The sequence below is a fragment of the Burkholderia sp. AU39826 genome, assembly GCF_020419965.1.
In the GTDB taxonomy this organism is placed as follows: domain Bacteria; phylum Pseudomonadota; class Gammaproteobacteria; order Burkholderiales; family Burkholderiaceae; genus Burkholderia; species Burkholderia semiarida.
The window spans coordinates 230476-249467 of sequence record NZ_JAIZQG010000006.1; the positions used below are offsets into that span (position 1 = coordinate 230476).

21 protein-coding genes are annotated in these 18992 nt (G+C 69.9%); 5 read left to right on the top strand and 16 right to left on the bottom strand.

Features of this window, described 5'->3' with window-relative positions; translation table 11 throughout:
- Positions 1-13: 13 nt before the first annotated feature.
- The 5 genes from leuE to gloB form a co-directional block, all read right to left on the bottom strand.
- On the bottom strand, positions 14-685 hold the full coding sequence (gene leuE / locus LGM42_RS14935) for a leucine efflux protein LeuE (protein WP_059573875.1): 672 nt from the start codon (positions 683-685) through the stop codon (positions 14-16).
- A gap of 37 nt (positions 686-722) precedes the next feature.
- Positions 723-1868 carry a glutamine-hydrolyzing carbamoyl-phosphate synthase small subunit gene (carA, locus tag LGM42_RS14940; protein ID WP_226232575.1) on the bottom strand — a complete coding sequence of 382 codons (1146 nt, stop codon included), beginning with the start codon at positions 1866-1868 and terminating at the stop codon, positions 723-725.
- Between the two features lie 365 nt (positions 1869-2233).
- Positions 2234-3451 carry an MFS transporter gene (locus LGM42_RS14945; protein WP_226232576.1) on the bottom strand — a complete coding sequence of 406 codons (1218 nt, stop codon included), beginning with the start codon at positions 3449-3451 and terminating at the stop codon, positions 2234-2236.
- 182 nt (positions 3452-3633) lie between these two features.
- Positions 3634-5211: a transglycosylase SLT domain-containing protein gene (locus LGM42_RS14950; RefSeq protein WP_060011512.1), complete on the bottom strand. Its 1578-nt coding sequence runs from the start codon at positions 5209-5211 to the stop codon at positions 3634-3636.
- A 151-nt stretch (positions 5212-5362) separates the two neighbouring features.
- A complete protein-coding gene (gene gloB, locus LGM42_RS14955; protein ID WP_226232577.1) occupies positions 5363-6199 on the bottom strand; it encodes a hydroxyacylglutathione hydrolase in 837 nt (278 codons plus the stop codon).
- 18 nt (positions 6200-6217) lie between these two features.
- On the opposite strand from gloB, the gene LGM42_RS14960 reads away from it, so the two are divergent.
- The 3 genes from LGM42_RS14960 to dnaQ are packed head-to-tail and all read left to right on the top strand — an operon-like array spanning position 6218 to position 8245.
- On the top strand, positions 6218-7030 hold the full coding sequence (locus LGM42_RS14960) for a class I SAM-dependent methyltransferase (RefSeq protein WP_059573880.1): 813 nt from the start codon (positions 6218-6220) through the stop codon (positions 7028-7030).
- Entirely contained in the window at positions 7027-7470 is a 444-nt protein-coding gene (gene rnhA / locus LGM42_RS14965) for a ribonuclease HI (protein ID WP_226232578.1), read from the top strand. The genes LGM42_RS14960 and rnhA overlap by 4 nt, the downstream gene beginning before the upstream one ends.
- A gap of 40 nt (positions 7471-7510) precedes the next feature.
- On the top strand, positions 7511-8245 hold the full coding sequence (gene dnaQ, locus LGM42_RS14970; RefSeq protein ID WP_226232579.1) for a DNA polymerase III subunit epsilon: 735 nt from the start codon (positions 7511-7513) through the stop codon (positions 8243-8245).
- 27 nt (positions 8246-8272) lie between these two features.
- Here dnaQ and LGM42_RS14975 read toward each other — a convergent pair whose 3' ends face one another.
- The gene (locus tag LGM42_RS14975; RefSeq protein WP_011545077.1) at positions 8273-8605 is read right to left on the bottom strand and encodes a YnfA family protein; all 333 of its coding nucleotides are present in this window, start codon (positions 8603-8605) and stop codon (positions 8273-8275) included.
- A gap of 537 nt (positions 8606-9142) precedes the next feature.
- On the opposite strand from LGM42_RS14975, the gene proP reads away from it, so the two are divergent.
- Positions 9143-10633, top strand: coding sequence for a glycine betaine/L-proline transporter ProP (gene proP / locus LGM42_RS14980; protein WP_089464661.1), 1491 nt, complete (start codon positions 9143-9145; stop codon positions 10631-10633).
- 111 nt (positions 10634-10744) lie between these two features.
- Here the strand turns inward: proP and LGM42_RS14985 are convergent, their stop codons facing one another.
- Both LGM42_RS14985 and LGM42_RS14990 read right to left on the bottom strand, forming a co-directional pair.
- The gene (locus tag LGM42_RS14985; RefSeq protein ID WP_059573884.1) at positions 10745-10951 is read right to left on the bottom strand and encodes a hypothetical protein; all 207 of its coding nucleotides are present in this window, start codon (positions 10949-10951) and stop codon (positions 10745-10747) included.
- A gap of 209 nt (positions 10952-11160) precedes the next feature.
- On the bottom strand, positions 11161-11790 hold the full coding sequence (locus LGM42_RS14990) for a glutathione S-transferase family protein (protein ID WP_226232580.1): 630 nt from the start codon (positions 11788-11790) through the stop codon (positions 11161-11163).
- Between the two features lie 172 nt (positions 11791-11962).
- Between LGM42_RS14990 and LGM42_RS14995 the strand changes: the two genes are divergently transcribed.
- A complete protein-coding gene (locus LGM42_RS14995; RefSeq protein ID WP_226232581.1) occupies positions 11963-13186 on the top strand; it encodes a polyhydroxyalkanoate depolymerase in 1224 nt (407 codons plus the stop codon).
- A gap of 7 nt (positions 13187-13193) precedes the next feature.
- Here LGM42_RS14995 and LGM42_RS15000 read toward each other — a convergent pair whose 3' ends face one another.
- From LGM42_RS15000 to mdcC, 8 genes are all read right to left on the bottom strand, one after another.
- A complete protein-coding gene (locus LGM42_RS15000; RefSeq protein ID WP_060313510.1) occupies positions 13194-13841 on the bottom strand; it encodes a phosphoribosyltransferase in 648 nt (215 codons plus the stop codon).
- A 123-nt stretch (positions 13842-13964) separates the two neighbouring features.
- Positions 13965-14486, bottom strand: a complete 522-nt coding sequence (locus LGM42_RS15005; protein WP_060313507.1) for a phospholipase D-like domain-containing protein — start codon at positions 14484-14486, stop codon at positions 13965-13967.
- A gap of 118 nt (positions 14487-14604) precedes the next feature.
- Positions 14605-15537 carry an acyltransferase domain-containing protein gene (locus LGM42_RS15010; protein ID WP_226232582.1) on the bottom strand — a complete coding sequence of 311 codons (933 nt, stop codon included), beginning with the start codon at positions 15535-15537 and terminating at the stop codon, positions 14605-14607.
- The gene (mdcB, locus tag LGM42_RS15015; RefSeq protein ID WP_226232583.1) at positions 15534-16400 is read right to left on the bottom strand and encodes a triphosphoribosyl-dephospho-CoA synthase MdcB; all 867 of its coding nucleotides are present in this window, start codon (positions 16398-16400) and stop codon (positions 15534-15536) included. Before mdcB ends, LGM42_RS15010 begins: the two co-directional genes overlap by 4 nt.
- A complete protein-coding gene (mdcG, locus tag LGM42_RS15020) occupies positions 16397-17065 on the bottom strand; it encodes a malonate decarboxylase holo-[acyl-carrier-protein] synthase (protein WP_226232584.1) in 669 nt (222 codons plus the stop codon). Before mdcG ends, mdcB begins: the two co-directional genes overlap by 4 nt.
- The gene (gene mdcE / locus LGM42_RS15025) at positions 17052-17759 is read right to left on the bottom strand and encodes a biotin-independent malonate decarboxylase subunit gamma (RefSeq protein ID WP_226232585.1); all 708 of its coding nucleotides are present in this window, start codon (positions 17757-17759) and stop codon (positions 17052-17054) included. The genes mdcG and mdcE overlap by 14 nt, the downstream gene beginning before the upstream one ends.
- Complete coding sequence (locus LGM42_RS15030) at positions 17746-18681, bottom strand: biotin-independent malonate decarboxylase subunit beta (RefSeq protein ID WP_059573892.1); 936 nt, start codon at positions 18679-18681, stop codon at positions 17746-17748. Before LGM42_RS15030 ends, mdcE begins: the two co-directional genes overlap by 14 nt.
- On the bottom strand, positions 18678-18992 hold the full coding sequence (gene mdcC, locus LGM42_RS15035; RefSeq protein WP_006485317.1) for a malonate decarboxylase acyl carrier protein: 315 nt from the start codon (positions 18990-18992) through the stop codon (positions 18678-18680). Before mdcC ends, LGM42_RS15030 begins: the two co-directional genes overlap by 4 nt.

The window sequence follows — 18992 nt, forward strand, 5'->3', positions numbered from 1 at the left end:
CGGCCGGCGGCGCTCAGCTCATGGTCGCGAGCGCCAGCTTCACCGAGAAACCGATGAACAGGCCGCCCACGCTGCTCGCCGCGCCTGCCGCGAGCTTGCGGCGGCGGCGGAAGTGCTCGGCGAGCCGCGCGCCCGCGAAGATCAGCGTGCTCAGGTACAGGAAGCTCGCGCATTGCGCGATCGCCCCGAGCACGACGAACGACAGCGCGGGATGCGGGAATGCCGGGTCGACGAACTGGATGAAGAACGAGATGAAGAACAGGATCGCTTTCGGATTCAGCAGGCTCACGATCAGCGCTTTCCGGAACGGTTTGTCGAAAGACCGCTCGCCGTCGACAGCCTGCCGGGCCTCGACCGGCGCATCGCCGCGTGCGCGGAGCTTGCTCCACGCGCTGCGCAGCATCCCGGCGCCGATGTACAGCAGGTACGCGGCGCCGCCGTACTTGACGACGGAGAACAGCAGCGGGTTCGCCTTCAGCAGCGACGCGACGCCCGCGGCGGACAGCACCATCAGCACGGTATCGCCGACGAACACGCCGCAGGCCGCGCGATAGCCGGCCTTCACGCCGCGCTGCGCGGCGAGCGACAGCACGTACATCGAGTTCGGCCCCGGCAGCAGGATGATGAAGATCACGCCGAACACGTAGGTCCAGATATCCGTGATGCCGAGTGCGTGGCCGAACATGATGTGAATCTCCCGTCCTTCGGTTGCGTCGATGACGTTAAGCGGTGCGCTGCTTCGCCGCGTCCATCAGCGCGGTGAAACGGTCGAACAGGTAGCCGATGTCGTGCGGGCCGGGCGACGCTTCCGGGTGACCCTGGAAGCAGAATGCCGGCTTGTCGGTCAGCTCGAAGCCCTGCAGCGTGCCGTCGAACAGCGACACGTGCGTCACGCGCGCGTTGGCCGGCAGCGAATCGGCGTCGACCGCGAAACCGTGGTTCTGCGACGTGATCACGACGCGGCCGTCGCCGAGATCCTTCACCGGATGGTTCGCGCCGTGGTGGCCCGTCTTCATCTTCAGCGTCTTCGCGCCGACCGCGAGGCCCATGATCTGGTGGCCGAGGCAGATGCCGAAGGTCGGCACGCCGCGCTCGATGAAGGCCTTCGTGGCCGCGATCGCGTAATCGCACGGCTCCGGATCGCCGGGGCCGTTCGATAGGAAGACGCCGTCCGGATTGAGCGCGAGCGCATCTTCCGCACTGGCCTGGGCCGGCAGCACCGTCACGTGGCAGCCGCGCTCCGCGAGCATGCGCAGGATGTTGTACTTGACGCCGAAGTCGTACGCGACGACGCGGTACTTCGGCGCTTCCTGCATGCCGTAGCCGCCTTCGAGGCGCCATTCCGTCTGCTTCCACTCGAACGGCTTGGTGGTCGACACGACCTTCGCGAGATCCATGCCGGCGAGGCCCGGGAACGAGCGCGCCAGCTCGATCGCCTTCGCTTCGTCGTCGGAACCCGTCAGGATGCAGCCGTTCTGCGCGCCCTTGTCGCGCAGGATGCGGGTCAGCTTGCGGGTGTCGATGCCGGCGATCGCGACGACGCCTTCGTCGCGCAGGTAGTCGCCGAGCGTGCGGTCCATGCGGAAGTTCGATGCGAGCGTCGGCAGATCGCGGATGATCAGGCCGGCGGCATGGACTTTCGTGGCTTCGACGTCTTCGGCGTTGACGCCGACGTTGCCGATATGCGGATAGGTGAGCGTGACGATCTGGCGCGAGTAGCTCGGATCAGTCAGGATTTCCTGATAGCCGGTGATCGCGGTATTGAACACGACTTCGCCGATCGTATGGCCTTCGGCCCCGATCGAATAACCACGAAAGACCGTGCCGTCGGCGAGTGCAAGCAAGGCGGGAGAAAAAGACGGCAACACGGGAGGCTCCTTGGGGAACACCCTGCTGCCGACCTGTTTACCCTGCCGCGCGAGCGCCGCGCTGCGTGGGCGCGCGCGGTCGCTTGCTGGACGCGGCCTGCGTTGTCGAGACGCGAACCCGGCGCGTGGCGCACGAGGCTTCGCGGCATCGCCCGGCTGGCGGCGTGCGGCGGATGAACGGGATGAATGAGGTAGGCGCTAGGGTGCGAGGTTGATCAGCACAAACTTTCAAATTATAGCCTGAAAATGGGCCTATCTTCAATTGATATGGCCGTCCGATCATGGGCGCGCCGCGCTCGGCGGCGCGGCGCGACGTGCTGCGGCCCCGTTTCCGCGGCCGCCCCACCCGTGAGCGTACCGCCGGATCAGTGCGCTTGGCCAGCGCCGCGCGCGGGCCACACGTACCAGACCGCGCTCGCGAGCTGCAGCGCGAGCAGCACGCCCCACGCGGTGAAGTGCGCGGCGGCCGGATAACGGCCGTCGACGGCCGGCCAGTGCGACAGCACGGCGCCGACGCCGATCTGGAACGCAAAGATCAGCAGGAAGATCACGAGCGTGAGCGTCGTGTTCGCGCGGCCGATCAGGTGAGCGGGAAAGTGGCCGGCCATCACCGCGTAGGTCAGGATGCCCACGCCGCCGAACATCCCGTAGGCGGCCCACAGCACGGCCGGCGGCAACGGCACGCGCGCGACGATCGCGAGCTGCGTCGCGACGAACAGCGCCATGCCGATGCCGCAGGTGGCGTAGACCGACACGCCGCGCCGCTCGAGCACGCGCGCCGCCGCACCGAAGCCGACGCCGCCGGCCATCATCGCGAAGCCGAGCACCGACACGAGGCGCGCGGCATGCGGCGCGTCGAATCCGCCGACATCGCGCAGATACGGCCCGACCCACAGCGACTGCATCGCGTAGAACACGCCCTGCGTGACGACGGAGAACGACGCAATCTTCCAGAACGCGCGGCTGCCCAGGATATGCCACGTGCCCTTGAACTGGCTGACGAGCCCGCCCTGGTGGCGCGCCTGCTGCGCGTCGGGCGCCCCGAAGCCGATCGAGGCCGCGACGATCACCGTCAGCACCGCGAGGCCGAAACAGATCGCACGCCAGCTCGCCCAGCCGAGCAGCCAGGTCAGCGGCGAGCCGACCATCACGCCGCCGAGGCCGCCCACGGCCATCACGAGGCCGTTGACGAGCGGCAGCCGGCCGACCGGGAAATGCTGCGCGAGCGCCTTGAACGCCGCGCCGAGACACACCGATACGCCGACGCCGATCAGCAGGCGGCCGACCATCATCGCGCCGATGCCGTGCGCCGTGCCGAACACGGCCGCGCCGGCCGCCGCGAACAGCAGCATGCCGGCCGTGACGCGACGCGGGCCGTAGTGGTCGAGCATCACGCCGGCCGGGATCTGCGCGCCCGCGAAGCCGAGGAAATAGAGACTGGTGAGCAGGCCGAGATCGGCGGCCGACAGGCCGAGCTCGTGCGTGACGAACGGCGCGAAGCCCAGATTGACGCCGCGAAACACATACGAGACGAAATACCCGACCGAAAACAGCGCGAGCACCCTCACCTGCACCGACGACATCGCTTCCCCTTGTCATATGAAGACGCGCGACGCAGCGCCGCCGCGCCGCGCACAAACGAACGAACGCACAAACGAAAACGCCGTCACCTCGGTGACGGCGTTTCGTCGAATTCGTCGGATGATAGCGCAATCGTGCGGGCCTCACCGGCCGTTACGTCGCGCGGCAGCCGCGCTCGCTTCGCTTACTTCTTCTTGCCCTTGTGCGCGGCGGCCTTGGCCGGCGCGGCTTTCGCGGGCGCGGCCTTCGCCGGCTTCGCCGACGACTTGGCGGCGCCGCCGCGCTTGCCGCCGTGCGACTTGCCGCCCACCGCCAGGCTCGCGCGCTCGATGCGCGCACCGCCCGTCGACGTCGCGATCCGCTCCGGACCGGGTTCCGCCGGCACCGCGCGGCCGACCGGCACGTGCAGCACGAGCGCCTGGCCCGGCATCGCGAGATCGCGGTGCGTACGGTTCCACGCCTTCAACTGGCCGACCGATACGCCGTAGCGGCCGGCGATCGCCGCCATCGACTGCTTGCGGCGCACGCGGATCAGCATCTTGCGCGTGTCGGGGACGTCCGGCTCCATCGCGAGCGCGCCATTTTCGGCGACGTCGGCGCTGATGTCCTCGTCATCGTCATCGCCGCGCGGCACGACGATCGTCGAGCCCGGCTTCAGGCGCATGCCGGCCGGAATCTTGTTGACCGACATCAGCGTATCGGCGTCGACGCCGATCTTCTCGGCGATCGCGGCCGGGCGCGCGCGTTCGCTGACCGTGTAGGTGGTCCACGACGACAACTGGCCGCTGTAGGCTTTCAGGTTCTTCTCGAACGCGGACGCGTTGTCGAACGGCAGCAGGATCTGCGGCTCGGTCGCGCCGAGGATCACCGGCTTCGAGAACGACGGGTTCAGCGAGCGGAACTCGTCGAGCGGCAGGTTCGCGAGCTTCGCGGCCACCGCCACGTCGATGTCGCGCGACGTCGTGACCGTCACGAAATACGGGTGGTTCGGGATATCCGGCAGCGCGAGGCCATACTGCTGCGGGCTCGCGATGATGTTCTTCACCGCCTGCAGCTTCGGCACGTAGTTGCGCGTCTCGTTCGGCATCCGCAGGTTCTGGTAGTCGGTCGGCAGGCCGGCCGCCTGGTTGCGCGCGATCGCGCGCTGCACGTTGCCTTCGCCCCAGTTGTATGCGGCCAGCGCCAGATACCAGTCGCCGAACATGTCGTGCAGGCGGGACAGGTAGTCGAGCGCGGCGCTCGTCGACGCGAGCACGTCGCGGCGCTCGTCCTGCCACATGTTGCGCTTCAGGTTGTACGTGCGGCCGGTGCCCGGCATGAACTGCCACATGCCGGCCGCCTTCGCGACCGACAGCGCCTGCGGGTTGTACGCGGACTCGATGAACGGCAGCAGCGCGAGCTCGGTCGGCATGTGACGCGCCTCGAGCTCCTCGACGATGTGATACAGGTACTTCTGCGAGCGCTCGGTCATGCGCTGCACGTAATCGGGACGCTGCGTATACCAGGTCGTCTGCATGTCGACGAGATCGCTCTGCAGGTCGGGCATCTGGAAGCCGCGGCGGATGCGCGCCCAGAGATCGGAGTCTGCAGTGGTCAGGTCGCCGACGGATTGCTTGTCGACGTCGACAGTTTCTTTGGCGGTGGCTGATTTACGGAGGTAGTTGGACGTCGCCTGCGAATCGGCGGCGTTGTTGGCGACAGGGGGCTGGCTCGCACACGCGGCGAGTAGCAGTACCACCATCGCACTCAATATAAGTCGCATGAAAATCTCGGCTTCCGACGGCTGGAAATTGCAGGCGATACTACGGAAGTGCGTGCTTCACGTCAATAAAAACACCGAAAACTCAGCGAAATCCTACATTTGGAGCAATTTTTACAGACACCGCTTGAGCTTTGGAGTCCTCCGGAAAACGTCATCGGAACCGGTTTTTCCATTCGCGCATCAGCGTGAATGCCATCAGACGATCCGTCACCGTTTCGTGCAGCTCGGCCTCGAGCGTCGCGTGGATCGCCGCGCTGTCGGCCCGCATGAACGGGTTGACGGCACGCTCGTGCGCGATCGTGGTCGGCAGCGTCGGCACGCCGCGCGCGCGCAGGGCCTGCGCGTCGTCGCGCCACGCGGCCAGTGCCGCATTGCCGGGCTCGCACGCGAGCGCGAAGCGGATGTTCGACAGCGTGTATTCGTGTGCGCAATGCACGCGGGTGTCGCCGGGCAGCGCCGCGAGCGCGTCGAGCGACGCGAGCATCTGCGCGGGCGTGCCTTCGAACAGGCGGCCGCAGCCGCACGAGAACAGCGTGTCGCCGCAGAACACGTGCGGCACCGCGTTGCCCTGCCCGGCCGCGCGTCGACTTGCCGCGCCTTCGCCGGCCGCTTGAAAATACGCGATGTGACCGCGCGTATGGCCCGGCACGTCGAGCACGTCGAACGCGACGGCCGGCGCGTCGAGCGTCACGCGATCGCCGCCTGCAAGGGGCCGCGTGACCACGCCGATCGCTTCGGCCGCGGGGCCGTAAACGGGCAGCGGCGCATCGTCCGGTTGGCTATTGCGCAGCGCCTCGACACCGCCGACGTGGTCGGCATGGTGGTGCGTGAGTAAAATAGCGGTCAACCGCCAGCCTCGTTCGGCAAGAACCCGGCGTACGGGGGCGGCTTCACCCGGGTCGACGGCGATCGCATCGCGGCCGTCCGAGACGAGCCAGATATAGTTGTCTTCGAATGCCGGAACCGGCACGTATTCCAGCTCGTTCATGGGCGCGCAATCATCGTTATGTCTGACCGTCAAATTATAGACTGGCCCGCCTGGACCGACTCGCCGCCCGGCCGCTACGTGCTGGGCTGGGAACAGGCGCAGCTCGACCGGATCGTGTCCGACGTATTCGGATTCCACGCGCTGCAGCTCGGCCTGCCGCAGCTCGACGCACTGCGCGAGAACCGCATGCCGTATCGCGGCCTGGTGCTCGACCCGGCGAGCGGCGCAAGCGCGCCGTACCAGTATCCGTGGGCGGGCGAAGCGCACACGGCAGGCCATGCGCCCGCCGATCGCAGCACGACGTGGTGCGACCTGCTCGACCTGCCGTTCGAATCGCAAAGCGTCGACCTGATCGTGATGCCGCACACGCTCGAATTCACGTCCGACCCGCACCGCCTGCTGCGCGAGGCCGAGCGCGTGCTGATGCCGGAAGGCCAGCTCGTGATCACCGGCTTCAATTCGCTCAGCCTGTGGGGCATGCGGCAGACGTTCGGGCGCATGGCGAATCGCCCGTTCGTGCCAGCCACGCGCGACCAGATCGCATTCATCCGGCTGAAGGACTGGATCAAGCTGCTCGGTTTCGACCTCGAACGCGGCCGCTTCGGCTGCTACCGGCCGCCGCTCGCCACCGACCAGTGGCTGGCCCGCTACGGCTTCATGGAGGCCGCCGGCGACCGCTGGTGGCCGATCTTCGGCGCCGTCTACATGGTGACGGCCGTCAAGCGCGTGCGCGGCATGCGCCTCGTCGGCCCGATCAAGATGAAGAAGCCCGTTCTCGCACCGGGCCTGACGCCGGCGGCCTCCCCGACCACTCATCAAGAACGTTCATGACAACCGACACCATCGACATCTATACCGACGGCGCCTGCAAGGGCAACCCCGGCCCCGGCGGCTGGGGCGCGCTGCTGCGCTACGGCGACAAGGAAAAGGAACTGTACGGCGGCGAGCCGAACACGACCAACAACCGCATGGAGCTGATGGGCGTGATCGCCGCGCTCGAAGCGCTGAAGCGGCCCTGCCACGTGATCGTCCATACCGACTCGCAGTACGTGCAGAAAGGCATCAGCGAGTGGATTCACGGGTGGAAGAAAAAAGGCTGGGTCACCGCGGCGAAGACGCCCGTGAAGAATGCCGACCTGTGGAAGCGGCTCGACGCGCTCGTCGTACAGCACGAGATCGAGTGGCGCTGGGTCAAGGGCCACGCGGGCCATCCCGAAAACGAGCGTGCGGACGCGCTCGCGAACCGCGGCGTCGAATCGCTGGCCGCCTGACGGCCGGCCGCCTTCTCCTGTTTTTGTTGCTTTTCCCGACATGCGCCAGATCATTCTCGATACCGAAACCACCGGCCTGAACGCCCGCACGGGCGACCGCCTCATCGAAATCGGCTGCGTCGAGCTGCTGAACCGGCGGCTCACCGGCAACAACCTGCACTTCTACGTGAATCCCGAGCGCGACAGCGATCCGGGCGCACTGGCGGTGCACGGCCTCACGACCGAATTCCTGAGCGACAAGCCGAAATTCGCGGAAGTCGCCCACCAGATCCTCGACTTCGTGAAGGACGCCGAGCTGATCATCCACAACGCGCCGTTCGACCTCGGCTTTCTCGATGCCGAATTCGCGCGGCTCGGCCTGCCGCCGTTCTCCGAACATTGCGGCGGCGTGATCGACACGCTGGTGCAGGCCAAGCAGATGTTCCCCGGCAAGCGCAACTCGCTCGACGCGCTGTGCGACCGTTTCGGCATCAGCAACGCGCACCGCACGCTGCACGGCGCACTGCTCGACTCGGAGCTGCTCGCCGAGGTGTATCTCGCGATGACGCGCGGCCAGGACAGCCTCGTGATCGACATGCTCGACGACGTGGGCGCCGACGGCGGCGCCGCGAACGGCCAGCGGGTGTCGCTCGCCGCACTCGACCTCGCCGTGGTGGTCGCGAGCGACGACGAGCTGGCCGCGCACCAGGCTCAGCTCGACGAGCTCGACAAGTCGGTCAAGGGCACCTGCGTGTGGCGCCAGTCCGCCGCCGCGGACACCGCCGAAGCGGCCTGACGCACACGGCCCGCGCCGCGGCCGCGCTCACGCGCGCGGCTGCAGCGCGATGACGGCCATCCCGCCGAGCGCGAGCACCGCCCCGGCCACGTCCCAGCGGGTCAGCGCGACGCCGTCGACCACCCGCAGCCAGATCAGCGCCACCGCGATGTACACGCCGCCGTACGCGGCATACGTGCGCCCCGCCGCGCTCGGGTGCAGCGTCAGCAGCCACGCGAACAGCGCGAGCGACAGCGCGGCCGGCACCAGCAGCCAGGCCGGGCGGCCGGCCTTCAGCACGAGCCACGGCAGGTAGCAGCCGACGATTTCGGCCAGCGCGGTAGCGGCGAACAGCGCCGCGATCCTCATCAGTTCGGTCATCCGGTTCCTCGCGAATTCAGCCCCGTCGCGACGGGCGGCACGGCCGCGCCGCGCGCCGCCGATCATACCCGAGCGGGCCGCGCCGGATGCCCCACCAGGCGGGCGATCCACGGCAATTTGCACGATCGTCCGTCATCGTGCTATCATGTCTCCCGTTTCAACATTCAATCTCTGTCTTTTCGATTTTGAGAGAAGTCCGTCCGCACGACGCGGGCCGGTGCCTCGATCGAAATTGCATCCACAGGAAAGCCCGCCCGACAGGCCCGCTTTTCTCGTTTCGCTGCCCCTCCGGGGCGTTGCCGGAAGCCGGACTCCTCGTCCGCACCGGCATCCGCCGCTTGCATCACGCGGCCCATTCTTCATGAGCGCACTGTCGCGACGGCCCATCGGGCCCGCGTCGAAGCAGCCCCTTGGCCCTTTGCTGCCCGCTGCGCAGCAACTGCTTGATGGTCTGCCCCGACGCGCAGCATCCGACACCGCGCTCGCCGGCAAACCGTGTCGGACGGCCCGCCCGTTCCGGCGCTGTCAAAGGAGTGCATGACCTTGACCGCAACACACGTCAGCCCGACCGCTGTCTCTTCTCCCGCTTCGCCGTCCGGCGACGCCCCGCTCACCGCGGACGACATCACCGTCGTCGACCAGAGCCTGCTCAAGCGCGCCGTCAGCGCGATGGCGATCGGCAATGCGATGGAATGGTTCGACTTCGGCGTCTACAGCTATATCGCCGTCACGCTCGGCAAGGTGTTCTTCCCGTCCAGCAGCCCGTCCGCGCAGTTGCTCGCCACCTTCGGCACGTTCGCCGCCGCGTTCCTCGTGCGCCCGCTCGGCGGCATGGTGTTCGGCCCGCTCGGCGACCGCATCGGCCGCCAGCGCGTGCTCGCCGCCACGATGATCATGATGGCCGTCGGCACCTTCGCGATCGGCCTCATCCCGAGCTATGCGTCGATCGGCATCATGGCCCCGATCCTGCTGCTCGTTGCCCGCCTCGTGCAGGGCTTCTCGACCGGCGGCGAATACGGCGGCGCCGCCACCTTCATCGCCGAGTTCTCCACCGACAGGCGCCGCGGCTTCATGGGCAGCTTCCTCGAGTTCGGCACGCTGATCGGCTATGTGCTGGGCGCGGGCGTCGTCGCGCTGCTCACCGCGTCGCTGTCGCAGGAAGCGCTGCTGTCGTGGGGCTGGCGCGTGCCGTTCCTGATCGCCGGCCCGCTCGGCCTGATCGGTCTCTACATCCGGATGAAGCTGGAGGAAACGCCCGCGTTCAAGCGCCAGGCCGAAGCGCGCGAAGCGCAGGACAAGGCCGTGCCGAAGGCGCGCTTTCGCGAGACGCTGTTCGCCAACTGGCGCGCGCTGCTGCTGTGCGTCGGCCTCGTGCTGATCTTCAACGTGACCGATTACATGGTGCTGTCGTACCTGCCGAGCTTCATGTCGTCGACGCTGCACTTCGACGAATCGCACAGCCTCGTGCTGGTGCTGCTCGTGATGGTGCTGATGATGCCGATGACGCTGTACGCCGGCCGCCTGTCGGACAAGGTCGGCCGCAAGCCGGTGATGCTCGCCGGCTGCGTCGGCCTGCTGGTGCTGTCGATCCCGTCGCTGCTGCTGATCCATGCGGGCACCACCGCGTCGGTGTTCGGCGGCCTGCTGATCCTCGGCGTGCTGCTGTCGTGCTTCACCGGCGTGATGCCGTCGGCGCTGCCCGCGCTGTTCCCGACCGAGATCCGTTACGGCGCGCTCGCGATCGGCTTCAACGTGTCGGTGTCGCTATTCGGCGGCACGACGCCGCTGGTGACCGCGTGGCTCGTCGACGTGACGCACAACCTGATGATGCCCGCGTATTACATGATGGGCGCCGCGTTGATCGGCATCGTGTCGGTCGTCGCGCTCGCCGAATCCGCGCGCCAGCCGCTGAAGGGCTCGCCGCCGGCCGTCGCGACGCGCCGCGAAGCGCATCAGCTCGCTCGCCAGTTGCGCGAGGAGGACGACGAATCGGAGGTCTACGGCGTCGCGACGCCGGCCCGCGCGTAAGCGTCGCTCAATGAAAAAGCCCCGGCCGAAGCCGGGGCCCGATCGAAACCGATCCCGCCCGACCGGCTTGCGCCGGCCGGGCTTTTTTTCATTCGATCGACGCGAACGCGCTCATGCCCGCGCTTCGCAGTCACGGCAGAAAATCAGCGCGCGCGACCGCGACACGGCCGCCTGCGCACCGCGCGCCGCGACGATCAGCCCGACCTGGCCGAGATTGAAATCGCGCTCGACCATCAGTTGCGTCAGCGCGGCAAGCGGCAACACGACGGACGGGTGGTACAGGCTCGATTCGATCAGGGCTTTCATCATCGGCTCCATCTGGCAATGCGTGATTTGATGGAGTGGATTCTAGGGATCGGTCGACGCCGGATAAACAGCGCGAATGCGAAGTCACTTGTCAGCCGTCGAGAACAATCGGCAGCGGCTTGCCGGACAAGGCCGCGGAGGCCGACAGCGGTCTGCGAGCGCCCGGCGGGCCGCTTCGAAGCCGAGGGCCCGTTCACGCCAATAACGGGCTTGCGCCGGCCCTACGCGAGCGGCGTTTCGACGAAAGCCGGCAGCGCTTCGGCGCGCGCGGAATGCGCGGCGAGCGCCGGATAACGGGCCGGATCGATCCGCGCGAGCACCGGGTAGTCGGCCGCCATGAACTGCGTGAAGCGCCACGCCACCGCGACCGTCACGTCCGACTGCAACGGTCGTGCGCCGCCGAACCAGCCGTCCGTGGCGGCGGCCAGCGGCTCCAGCGCGCCGTACGCGCCTTCGAGCTGGCTCAGCACGCGTTCCATCCATGGCTCATGCTGCCTGTCCGACGGGCGCAGCGCCTGCTCGTAGACGAGCTGCACGGTTTTCTCGGCCGCGGCGAGCGCGAACCCGATCGGCACCAGCGCGCGCAGCCGGGCATCGACGGCGTCGGGCAACAGGCGCCGCTCCGGCGCGGCCAGGTGGTCGAGATAGTCGACGATCAGCGACGAGTCGAGCAGCGTCGCGCCGCCGTCGGTCACGAGCGTCGGCGCCTTGACGGCCGGGTTGAGCGTCCTGAACCGTTCGAGATGACGGAACACCGAGATCGACTCGTGTTCGAACGGCAGGTCGAGCAGCTTCGCCGAAATGGCGACACGGCGCACGAACGGGGAATCCAGCATGCCGATCAGCTTCATCGCAAACGCTCCGTTTCGAGGGAATGGGACCGACGACTGTAGCAGCGTCGCGCGGCGGCGCCTAGCGCGCCCGTCCGCGTGATGCAGATCAGCCGCCCGCACATCCGGCTCCCGCTGCCCGGCCACAGTGACCATAATGCAGGTTCACGCTCCTTCCGCCCCAGGGTCCGCCATGTGGTATGCCGTCGTCGAGCAGCAGCGGGAATGGATGCGCGCATGGCGCGCGGCGACGCGGTACGCGTTCGACGCATGGCCCGCGGCGTCGCTGCCGCATGCCGCTTCGTCGTGCTACGACGACCTGTTCGAGCCGCTGCTCGGCCCGCAGGCCGCGCCACCGGGCTTCGACCTCGCGTGGCCCGCCGTCGGCGAGCAGGTCGTCGCGCACACGCCGTTTTGCGACCTGCGGCGCTTCGCGCACGACGACGCGCGCCGCACGGTGCTGCTGTGCGCGCCGCTCGTCGGGCACGCGGCCGTGATGATGCGGGAAACCGCGGAAACGCTGCTCGCGGACGGCGACGTCTGCGTGACCGATTGGCGCAATGCGCGCGACGTGCCGCTCGCGGCGGGCCGTTTCGGGCTCGACGAGTACGTCGCGATGCTCGACGACTTCGTCGGCATGCTCCAGCGCGACGCTCGGCCGCTGCACGTCGTCGCCGTGTGCCAGGCGACCGTGCCGGCGCTCGGCGTCCTCGCGCTGCGTGCCGCGCGCGGGCTCGCGCCGCCCGCGAGCGTCACGCTGATCGGCGGCCCGATCGATGCGCGCCGGAACCCGAGCGCGCTCGGCGCCGCGGCCGCCGCCCATTCGCTCGACTGGTGCCGGCGCCACCTGATCGACGTCGTGCCGCCCGGCTTCGCCGGGCACGGTCGCCACGTGTTTCCGACCTATCTGCAACAGGGCGAGATCGCGCTGCTGTATCCGCAACGCTTCCTGACGCTGATCGAGACCTACGCGCTCGCCGCTTCCCGCTTCGACATGACCGGACTCGCCGACGCACGGCGGGCGCTGCGCGAATACACCGCGCTGCTCGACATGCCGGCCGACTATTTCCTCGACACGGTCGACGTCGTGTTCCAGCGCATGCTGCTCGCGACCGGCGCGTGGCGCGTGCGCGGCCGGCGCGTCGAACCGGCCGCGCTGCGCGACGTCGCGCTGCTGACCGTCGAAGGCGCCTGCGACGCGGTCACGGGCGCCGGCCAGACGCATGCGGCGCTCGACCTGTGCAGCGGCCTCTGCGCCGACGAGCGCCATCGCGTCGACATCGACGATTGCGATCACTACGGGCTGTTTACGGGACCGCGCTGGCACGGCAACGTCCATCCGGCGCTGCAGCGCGTGTTCGCGCTGGCGGAAGCCCGGCGACCGCGCCAGCGCCCGCGCCGAAGCCGTCGGACGTGACCCCGTGTCAGGGGCGCGCCGCGTCGAGCAGCGCGCGCACCTCGTCGTCGCTCGTCTGATCGAAGCGCGCGTAGAACTGGCTGATCCCGAAGAACCGTAGCGGCTGCGACACCGCGACGAACGCGTCGGCCAGACCGTCGAACGCATGCGCGGCCCCCGCCGGCGCCACCGGCACCGCCGCGACGATGCGCGCCGGGTGGCGCTCGCGCAGCGCCTGCAGCGCGACACGCATCGATGCGCCGGTCGCGACACCGTCGTCGACGACGATCGCGATGCGCCCTTCCACCGCCAGCGGCGGCGCGGCGCCACGATACAGCGCTTCGCGGCGATGCAACTCGGCCGTCTCGCGCGCGATCACGTCGGCGAGTTGCGCGTCCGATACGTCCATCGCGCGGATCGTCGAGCGTTGCAGATGTGTCGCGCCGCCGGTCGCGATCGCGCCCATCGCGAGCTCGGGGTCGAACGGCACGCCGAGCTTGCGCACGACCAGCACGTCGAGCGGCGCGCGCAGCGCGCACGCGACCGGATACGCGACGGGCACGCCGCCGCGCGGCAGCGCGAGCACGACGACATCGCCGCGCCCCGCGTATTCGCGCAACGCGTCGGCCAACTGGCGGCCGGCCTCGGCGCGATCGGCAAAACTGGGTTCGGTCACGATCGCCTCCCTGCCGTTGCGCCGGATGCGCGCAACCCGCGCCGGCGCCTGTCAACGAGCATGGTTCATCGGGCGCACCGACGCAAGCCGGGTCAAACCGGCGCGCGACGCGCCGGAGGAAGGTCAGAGGCCGGCGGCCTGCCGGTACAGCCGCCAGAACGACTGCGCGTAGGACTGCGCCAGTTCGGGCGCGCGTCGGAACACGTTCACCGTGTCGGCCCGCTCGGCCGCGCCGTCGGACAGCGTCGTCAGCGCGACGCTGTCGTCGACGATCACGAAGCGCGACGCGGGGCCGCCGTGCCGCGAATCGATCGCGACGTCGATGCCAGCGGATTTCAGATAGCCGGCGCCGCTGGTCTTGCCCGCGCGCGGCGGGCGCACCAGCACGACGCGTACCTCGATCCCGCGCGCGCGGGCCGCGCGCAGCGCGCTCGCGACCGCCGGCGACACCTGCGTGTAGCCGGCCAGCAGCACGCGGCGCTGTGCCTGTTCGATCAGATCGACGGTCGCGTCGGCCGCCGCGTTGTCATACGAAAAGTACGTGCCGACCGATGCGGCGTCGGACGGAATCTGGCTGGCGTGGACACTCGTCGCGCAGCAGAACGCGGCGAGCAGGATGGCGGCTGGTCTCATGGCGGGCGCCATTGTAGCGACGCCAATTCGCGTGGCAAGAGGCGGCCGCGACGCTGCTGCGCCGGCGCAACACACCGTGCGAAAGCGGTGCCCGACGGCTGGCTTTCAAGCCGGGTTTTCGACCCGTCGGTCAGCCGCCCGCGACGCGCGCGAGCCAGCTCGTCACGCCGTCGACGGAACGGAAATCCGCGAGGCTGCGCGCCGGCAGCGCGGGATATGCGCCGCCGGCCATCTCGGCCAGCGCGCGCCCCGGGCCGAGTTCGAGAAACGCGGTTGCGCCGGCCTCGACGCACGCCGCCAGACAGGCCGCCCACTCGACCGGCTCCGCGATCTGCCGCGCGAGCTTGTCGAGGCCCGTGTCGACGTCGAGCACCGACGCGCCGTCGATCCCCGAGAACAGCCGCGTGCCGGGCAGCGGCCGGCGCACGCGCGTCGCGGCCAGCGTCGCGCGGAATGCCGGCACGGCCGCCGCGAGCCGGCGCGTGTGCGACGCGATCCGCACGCAGACGGGTGCGACGCGCAGCGCACCGGCTCGCAGCGCGGCGTCGGCCACCGCATCGACATCGGCGTGCCGCCCCGCGACCACGAACGCATCGCCGGGGTTCGCGATCGCGATGGCCGCGTCGCGGCCCTCGCACAGCCGCGCCAGCTGTGTGCGCGTCAGGCCGCGGACGAACACCATTCGCTCGTCGCCGCCGCTCGCGGCATCCATCGCGCGTGCACGCGCATCGGCCAGATCGAGCGCGTCGTGCGGGTCGATCATCCCCGCGACACTCCACGAGCCGACCTCGCCGACGCTGTAGCCGGCGACGCAGCGCCCGCGCGGCCACACCGCGTCGAGCAGTGAAGCCGCCGCGAGCGCGTGGAGCGTGCAGAGAATCTGCGCGGCGCGGTTTTCCGTCAGCGCGTCGGGCCCGGCCTGCCGGACCCACGTGCGCGGATCGTCGCCGAGCAGCCGGCCCGCATGCGCGAACAAAGCGTCGGCCTGCGGCGCCGCCCCGGTCAGGTCGAACATGTCGGCGCGCTGTGCGCCTTGCCCCGAACACAGGATCGCCAGCGTCATCGCACGTGCCCTTCGGCTTCGAGCACATCGACGAACACGCTCATCGCGAGCAGGTCGGCTGCCCCGCCGGGGCTCAGCCGCCGCGCGACGAACGCCCGATGCGCGGCCGCCGCGCGCAGCCGCCAGTCGCGCGCCCGCACGCCGCCACGCGCGACGAACGCACGGGCGGTCGCGCGGGCGAAATCGAGGCCGTCCTGCCCGCCCCGGTGCAGCAGATTCGTGTCGTCGAGCGCGGCGATCAGCGCGAAGCATGCGGCGACCCGCGCGGCTTCCGGATCGTCCGGCAGGTCGCGCCGGGCGCGGCGCAGCGCGGGCAAGCCGACCGCGTACACGGTCGGGAAGCCGTCGGCCGCCTCGCGACGCGCACCGCCGACACCGTAGCGGCGGCTCGCGCGCTCGCCGTGGCTGTCCGGCAGACGCGGGCCGCCAAGGATCTCGGCGCCCCAGCGACGCGATACGAACGCGCCGAGCGTCGTCCCGGCCGGCGCCGCGCCCGGTATCGCGCGCCGGCCGGCGGCCGCGCACAGCAGCCCGAGCCCGAAGATCGCGCCGCGATGCGTATTGACGCCGCCGGTCGCGGCGAGCATCGCGTGCTCGGCGCGCAGGCCGATCTTGCGCAGCACGGCCATGTCGGCGTCGCGTGCGCCGGCGTCGACGAGTTCCGCGAAGTACGGCCGCAGCACGGCGGCGCTGCGCGCGAACATTGCGGCATCCATGTCCGTGTGACTGCCGGTGTCGACGTGACTGACGAGGCCCGGCTTCGGATAGGTGTCGATCTCGAGCACGAGGCTGCGCTCGGCCAGCGCGGCGATGCGCTCGGCATCGGACGGCGCGGCGACGCGGCAGGCGGCTCGTGCGTTCACCGCGTGCCTCCGGTGAAGGCGTCGGCGCGCATCAGTTCGACGGCGATCGCCGTCTTCACCGCGACGTCGGGCATCCGCGCGTGCAGTTCGCGCCAGTTGACGCCCGCGCCGTCGTCGCGCAGCAGTTCGCCGTCGATGCGCATCGGCGCGCGCGCGTCGATCGCCGCGAGACCGTCGAGCAGCGGCGCGAGCGACGCGGCATCCGGCAGCGGAAACACGATGTCCAGATCGGACGATGCGCTCAGGTAAGGGTCACCCGTCAGCGCCTGCCATGCAAGGCTGCCGAACACGCGCCCCTGCACGCCGCAGCGCGCGCCGAGCGCATCGAGCTCGCGCAGCAGCGCATGCCAGGCCGCGGGCGCGGCGGCGAGCACGTCGGTCAACGTGGGAAGCGGGCCGACCGTCGCGAGCGCGTCGGCGGTCACGTTCAGCGCGATGCGCCGCTTGCCCGCCGACGGCGGCAGCGGCAGGCCGAGCGGCACGCGGCCGGCGTCGGCTTCATCCGGCGACGCGCGACGCACGATCAGCGGCCGGCCGCGTTCGGCCCAGGCGCGCACGAGCGGATCGCCCGCGAGCGCGGGGTCGCGGGCGAAGGCCGCGCGCCACCCGGCCGCCGTCAGCGTGACGAGCGTGTGGCGGCGCAGCGGCAGCTCAGCGTGCGGCACGCGCGAGTGCCTCGACGCGGGCGGCGACGTCGGTCGCGACCGGCCGGCCGCGCGCCGCGCGCCGATCGATGCGCTCGGCCGGCTTGCCGAGCCATTCGCCGACCTGCGCGTCGAGCGCGCGAGACGGATCGAGCACGGCGTCGACGGCGCCCATCTTCACGAGGTTGTCGAGCCCCGGCGCGAACACCGGCGTCGAACGCGCCATCTCCTTCAGCACGTCGATCGGCAGCTTGGTCACGCGCGACATCGACGGCAGGTCCATCACCTCCGGCTCGGCGCCCGGCACCGCGAGCAGCGTGCGCGTCGCGAGCGCGGTCGCGATGAATGCGCCAGCCGCCGTGTGGCCGTACAGCACGCCGATCGTCCGGTGTCCGGCGAGATCCGCGTGCATCAGGCATTTCGCGAGATGCGACAGCCCTTCGTTCAGGCCGAGCAGCTCGTCGCGCTTGCTCATCCGCTGGCTGTCGCTGTCGACGAGCACGAGGATCGGCGTGTCGCCGCCGCGCGCGACCGTGTCGAGCACGCGCGACGCAAGCGTCAGCGCCTCGTCGATGCCGAACGGCAAGCGATCGGTCACACCGATCACGTCGACGCGCGTACCGGCCAGTTCCGCGTGGCCCGTCAGCAGGCCGCCATGACGCGCAATCGAATGGCCGGCGGGAAACAGCGCGTTCAGTACTTCATCGAGCGTCATGCCGGGCCTCCTGTAACTGGTCGGCGAGCTTCGCGAATGCATCGTCGGGCATGCCGGGAATCGCTTCCGGCTTGTCGGCGCCGAGCGCACGCCACACGTCGAGCGCATCCTCGCAGCCGCCGAACCGTTCGATCCGCGCTTCGAGACGCGCCTGTTCCGCGCGCAGCATCGCCGCATCGAACGCCGGCGCGCGGCCGATCAGATCGAGCGCGGCCGCGCGAAACGCGTCCGGTGTATCGGCCACGTAGCGATCGGCGCCGCCGATCAGCCGCCGGTGCTTGCCGCCCATCGTGCGCCAGATCAGCGCGCGATCCTTCGAATCGAATTCCTCGACGCCGCGGTTGGTCTCGATCACTTCGGGGCCCGACACGCTGATGCGCCCCTGCTCCGACACCGCGAGCGCCGAACAGCACGCGGCGAGCAGCCCGCCGCCGCCGTAGCAGCCCGCGCGCCCGCCGATCAGCCCGATCACCGGCACGCCGGCCGCACGCGCGTCGACGAGCGCGCGCATGATCTCCGCGATCGCGAGCTCGCCCGCGTTCGCTTCCTGCAGCCGCACACCGCCCGTATCGAACAGGATCAGCACCGGCTTGCCGACGTCGCGTGCGGCGCGCAGCAGCCCGGTGAGCTTCGCGCCGTGCACTTCGCCGAAAGCGCCGCCCATGAAGCGGCCTTCCTGCGCGGCGACGAACACCGGCCGGCCGTCGAGCCGGCCATGGCCGACCACCATCCCGTCGTCGAACTGCCGCGGCAGGTCGAACAGCGGCAGGTGCGGGCTCGTCACGCGCTCGGCCGGCCCGAGGAATTCGCTGAAACTGCCCGCGTCGAGCAGCCCGTCGATGCGCTGTCGCGCCGATGCTTCGTACCAGCTCGCCGCGTTCGGGACGAACGCCGGCGCGTCGTGGATCGCGTCGCTCATCATGCGTCTCCCTCGATCGCGCGCACGGCCTGCGCGAGCCGCAGCGACACCATGTCGGGCCGCGCGCCGCCGTCGTTGATCGACAGCTTCAGGCCGCCCGGCGTGCGCCGTTCGACGAAATCCGACACGACGGCCTGCCAGACCGCGCCGAAGCCGACGGCCGCGGTGCGGATGTCGATCTCGCATTCGTTGCCCGGCAGCACGCGCTCGACGAGCACCTCGAGGTTGCCGGACGCGACCACGCCGACGAGCGCCGCGGCCTGCTCGCCCTTCGCGCGTTCGCGCGCGGTGAAGCGATAGTTCAACTGTTCCAT